This window comes from uncultured Oscillibacter sp. (genome assembly GCF_910584465.1).
In the GTDB taxonomy this organism is placed as follows: domain Bacteria; phylum Bacillota; class Clostridia; order Oscillospirales; family Oscillospiraceae; genus Oscillibacter.
Window position 1 is genome coordinate 1 of sequence record NZ_CAJUBK010000104.1, and the last position, 4,938, is coordinate 4,938.

4 protein-coding genes are annotated in these 4,938 nt (G+C 67.4%); all 4 read right to left on the reverse strand.

The window, feature by feature from the left end; translation table 11 throughout:
- Positions 1-53: 53 nt before the first annotated feature.
- The gene (gene aepY / locus QZ332_RS13095; RefSeq protein ID WP_295766232.1) at positions 54-1,187 is read right to left on the reverse strand and encodes a phosphonopyruvate decarboxylase; all 1,134 of its coding nucleotides are present in this window, start codon (positions 1,185-1,187) and stop codon (positions 54-56) included.
- The gene (locus QZ332_RS13100; protein ID WP_295766234.1) at positions 1,184-2,278 is read right to left on the reverse strand and encodes a phosphonoacetaldehyde reductase; all 1,095 of its coding nucleotides are present in this window, start codon (positions 2,276-2,278) and stop codon (positions 1,184-1,186) included. The genes aepY and QZ332_RS13100 overlap by 4 nt, the downstream gene beginning before the upstream one ends.
- A gap of 156 nt (positions 2,279-2,434) precedes the next feature.
- A complete protein-coding gene (gene aepX / locus QZ332_RS13105) occupies positions 2,435-4,447 on the reverse strand; it encodes a phosphoenolpyruvate mutase (RefSeq protein ID WP_295766236.1) in 2,013 nt (670 codons plus the stop codon).
- On the reverse strand, positions 4,444-4,938 hold a 495-nt coding region (locus tag QZ332_RS13110; protein ID WP_295766238.1), incomplete at its 5' end, for an adenylyl-sulfate kinase. The genes QZ332_RS13110 and aepX, both read right to left, overlap by 4 nt.

The window sequence follows — 4,938 nt, forward strand, 5'->3', positions numbered from 1 at the left end:
GGGTTGTACGCCTGGGTATAGATGGTCACCTTTGGCATAGGCTCACCTCGATGTCAGTCAGATCCGCTCGGGTCTTGCAAACGCTCCATGAAGGCCCGCTTGTTCTCCTGGGGGGAAGTGGTGGGGCGTCCCAGATCGGGGCGGGCGCCGATGGCGCACTTCACCTCGATCAGGCACAGGTCCTGCCGGGCCTTGGCCTCCCGGAGGGCCTCGTCCAGCACTCCGGCCGTCTCGGCCGTCAGGGCGCAGGGGTAACCGCAGGCCCTGGCGATGGCGGGGATATCCAAGCCGCCCGCCGCCGTGGGCAGGCCGCCTACGGACTCGTGGGCGGCGTTGTTCAGCACGATGTGGATGAGGTTTCGAGGCCGGCCCTGGCCGATCGCCGCCATGGCCCCCATATGCATCAGCAGCGCCCCGTCCCCGTCCAGGCACCAAACGCGCTCCTCGGGCCGGTGCAGGGCGACGCCCAGGGCGATCGACGAGGCGTGGCCCATGGAGCCCACCGTCAGGAAGTCCCGGCTGTGGTCTTGCTTCAGGGCCTCCCGGATCTCGAAGAGCTCCCGGCTGGCCTTGCCGGTGGTGGAGACGACGGGGTCCCCTCCCGCGGCTCGGGCGATCTGCCGGATGGCCTCCTCCCGCCGGAGCCCGTATCCGTTTCGATAGGTCCTCTTTTTGCCGTAGGTCAATCCGCCTTTGCGGATGACGAAGGCGGCGTCCCCCCCCTCCGCCAGGAGGGGGCGGAAGCCCGCCATGGCCTCCCGGACCTCCTCGTCCCCGGTCTCCGGGCCGATTACGAAGGCCGGGATCCCCAGGTCCTCCAGCAGCTTCAGGGTGATCGCTCCCTGATAGATGTGCTGGGGCTCGTCGCGGACGCCAGGCTCCCCCCGCCAGCCCACGACGAAGATGACCGGGATGCCGTACACCTGCCGGTGCAGCAGCGACGCCGCCGGGTTGACGAGGTTCCCCTCCCCGCTGTTCTGGAGATAGACCACGGGCACCTTCCCTGTGGCAAGGTGGTAGCCCGCCGCCAGGGCGGCGGCGCTGCCCTCGTTGACCGCGATCATATGGCGGCGCGGGTCCGTGCCGAAGGCATCCATCAGGTAGTCGCACAGGGGCCGGAGCAGGGAGTCCGGCACGCCGGCGTAAAACTCCGCGCCTAGGATCTCGGTGAACGTCTCGACCCTCACGCCGTCTCCTCCTCCCGCAAGATCTGATGGTACAGGCGGTCTATCGTCCCCGGCTCCAGGGGGACCGGGTTGTTCTCCAGACGGACCGGGTCCACCGAGCGCTCGAGGATCTCGAAGTCCGCCGGTCGCGGGGCCGGTATCCCCAGCCCCAGGCGGGCCAGGAGGCCCTGGAACTTTTCGATGGACCCCGCTACCGTCTCACAGCCCATCGCTTCGGCCAGATCCTGGAAAACGGCCCCCAGCGCCGTCCCTTCGGCCCGCTCCGCCATGTAGGGCCAGAGCTTCGCCACGCACAGCGCCGCCGCGTGGCCGTGGGCGATGCCGTACAGCGTGGTCAGCTTGTAGCTCATGGCGTGCCCCGCCGTGGTCTGGGCCCGGTCGATCGCCTCCCCTGCCAAGTCCGCCGCCTCCAGCATCCCCGCGTTCCCAGGCCGCGTGTTAGAGAGGTAGCCGTCCACATGCTCCCAAAGCTTATGGAGGGCCCGGCGGGAAAACGCCCGGCTCTCTTCCGTGGCCTTGACGGACCAGGAGGACTCCACCGCGTGGCACAGCGCGTCCAGCATGGACGCTCCCCGGTGGTACTCCGGCAGGCTCTCCAGCGTCCCCGGGTCCAGCAGGACGGCCGACGGGATGCAGCTCTCGTGGGCGACGGACCGCTTCTCCCCATGGTGGTAGATGACGGCGAAACGCGTCGCCTCGCTGCCCGTCCCGGCTGTCGTCGGGATCGCAAGGAACGGGATGTCATTGGGGACGATCTCCTGCTGGAGGTAGTCCCGGCTCGGGTCCAGCCCCGCCCACAGCTTCACGCACTTCGCCGTGTCGATCGCGCTGCCGCCGCCCACCGCCGCGATGGCGTCACAGCCGCTGGAGCGGAACGCCTCCACCGCTTTGACGGTGTCCTCGTAAGCCGGGTTCGGGCGGAAGCCGGAGAAGCGGACGACCCGGATGCCCGTCCGGGCCTCCAATGTGTCGAACCAGGCCCCCAGCTCCAGCTTCCGGATGGATCCCCCGCAGACCAGGAACAGCCTCTCGGCCCCGACCTCGCGGAGGTACCCGTCCAACCCCCGGCGGTCTTCGATGCGTCGTCTCACAGCCGTCAGCCTCCTCCCGACCTGCGTCACCGCCGCTCCCGCCCGGATCTTTGCCGGACATCCAGAGCGTGATAAAGTCCCTTTTGCCACGTCCCCCCTTCGGGGACGTGCTCCACCGAGATCTTACTTTGTAAGACCGAGCGTCGTTACAGTCTTTCAAGGAAGCGTGGACGGGATCATCCGGATGATCTCCCCGAAGGGCATCAGCTCCTCGTCCGCTTCCATCGCCCGGTGGTGGCGCAGGATGCTCTCTGCCGTGCGGCGCATCGCCGGCACCTGCGAGCGCATCAGCTGGTTCGCGTAGATCACGATGTTCACGCCCCGCCGCCGGAACTCCTCCTCCGTCACCGCGTGGAACGACGTCGGCACCACCACCAGCGGCGTGTCCGGATCCGCTTTTCGGAACGTTTTCACGAACTCGAAGATCTCGTCCGGCTCCTTTCGCCGGGAGTGGATCATGATCCCGTCCGCGCCTGCCTCCACGAAGGCTTTGGCCCGGGTCAGCGCGTCCGCCATGCCCCGCTCCAGGATCAGGCTCTCGATCCGCGCGATGATCATGAAGTCCCCAGACTTCTGCGCCTGCTTCCCCGCCGCGATCTTCGCGGAGAAGCCCTCGATGCTGTCCTGGACCTGAGCCGCCTCCGTCCCGAACAGGGAATTCTTTTTCAAGCCCTTCTTGTCCTCGATGATGACGGCGGACACGCCCAGCTTCTCCAGGGAGCGGACCGTGTAGACGAAATGCTCCGTCAGGCCGCCGGTGTCCCCGTCGAAGACGATCGGCTTCGTCGTCACTTCCGTCAGGTCGTCGATCGTCCGGAACCGCGACGTCATGTCCACCAGCTCGATGTCCGGCTTCCCCTTCGCCGTGGAATCGCACAGGCTCGACACCCACATCGCGTCGAACGAATGCGCCCGCCCCCCTTCGTGGACCACCGCGTCCTCCACGATGAGGCCGGACAGGCCGTCGTGGGCCTCCATCGCCGTCACGAAGCCCTTCAGCTCCAGCAGCCTGCGGAGCCGCCCCCGCCGGCTGTCCGGCAGCGACAGCTCCGCTCGGGAGCGCCGCTCCAGCTCCTGGTAGCGCGGGTCCGCGGAATATGGGAACTCCACCAGCCGGCCCCCATAGGAGGACAGCACGTCCAGCACCTCGTCCCGGAGGGGCTTTTGGAACCCCTCCCTCCAGTCGTCCCCGTGGACCACGATGTCCGGACGCAGGGACAGGAGCGTCTTTTTGTAGCTCAGCTCCTCCTGCTCCACCACCCGCTCCACGCCCTTGATATTGGCGAAGAGCGTCTCCCGTTCGGAGACAGGCAGGAGGGGGAAACGCTTATACGACGCCACCGCCGCGTCGCTCAGCACGCCGACCGTCAGCCGCCCCAGGCCCGCCGCGCGGCGGATGATCTTCATGTGCCCGCCGTGGAGCATGTCCGACGAGAAGCACATGTACACCCTCCGGTCCTCCACCTCCCGGAGCTTCGCCGCGACCGCCGCCAGGTCCTCCGGCTGGTCGATCTCGCCGCAGAGCATGTTCCGCACGTCCAGCGGATACAGCGCGAGGCGGTCCGTCACTTCGTTCAGCGCCTTTTCCGCGTAGCAGCTCCGCTGGCCGGACTCGCACGATCCGGCGATGCGGGACAGCCAGATCTGCCAGTCCGCCTTCTTGAGATGGTACAGCGGCTGCGCCGCTTGGGCCCCCTCGAAGAGCTCCACACCCACCGCCTTGATGCGGCCGTCCTCGATCACGGCCTTGAAGTCCTTCTCCGGCAGGGGGGCCGTGGAGCTCACCGCCATGCAGCTATGCTCCTGCTCCAGCGCCTGGCGGAGGACCTCCGTCTCGAACACCAGGTCCCCGTGGAGCAGGAGGAGGTCGTCCTCCAGTCCCGCACGGGCCAGGTAGATGGAGTAGATGTAATTCGTCGTCTCGTAGTCCGGGTTTCGGACGAAGGTGTACCGCAGCGGCAGGTCCAGGCTGGTGCAGTATCCCTCCAGCACGCCCGGGAAGGGGCCGGTGGTCAGCACCACTTCCCCGATCCCCGCCTCCGAGAGCTGCCGCAGCTGCCGGCTCAGGATCGTCTCCCCTGGCCGCAGCTCCGTCAGGCACTTCGGCTGACGGTCCGTCAGCGGCGCCATGCGCGTCCCCTTCCCCGAGTTCAAGATCAGCGCCTTCATGCTCCCGCCTCCTTGAGCTCCAGCGCCGCCTCCAGCCGCGCGACGATGGCCTCCGGCGTCTCCGCCCCGTCGTTCTCGATGATATAGTCCGGCGTCTTCGGCTCGTCGAAGGGGATGTCCACGCCGACGACGTCCTTCCCCGCCGTGTACAGGCCCTTTTGGTTCCGGCGCAGCAGCGTCTCCTTGCTCACCTTGATGTAGATCTCCCGATAGTTTTCGATGTTCTCCCGGTTCCACGCCCGCAGGTCTGAGTACATACAGATCGAACACACCACCACGTCGATCCCCTGGTCCGACAGCATCTTCGCGACACGGAACGTCCGTCCCGCGCCCTTCCGGCGGGACGCCTGGGTATAGCTGATGTCCTCGTTGTACACCAGGCGGATGCTGTCCCCGTCCAGCAGCACCGCCTTCCCCTCCCGCGCCTTCAGGCGGCGGTGGAACAGGCCCCCGATCGTCGTCTTCCCCGCCCCAGACAGGCCCGTGAAGAA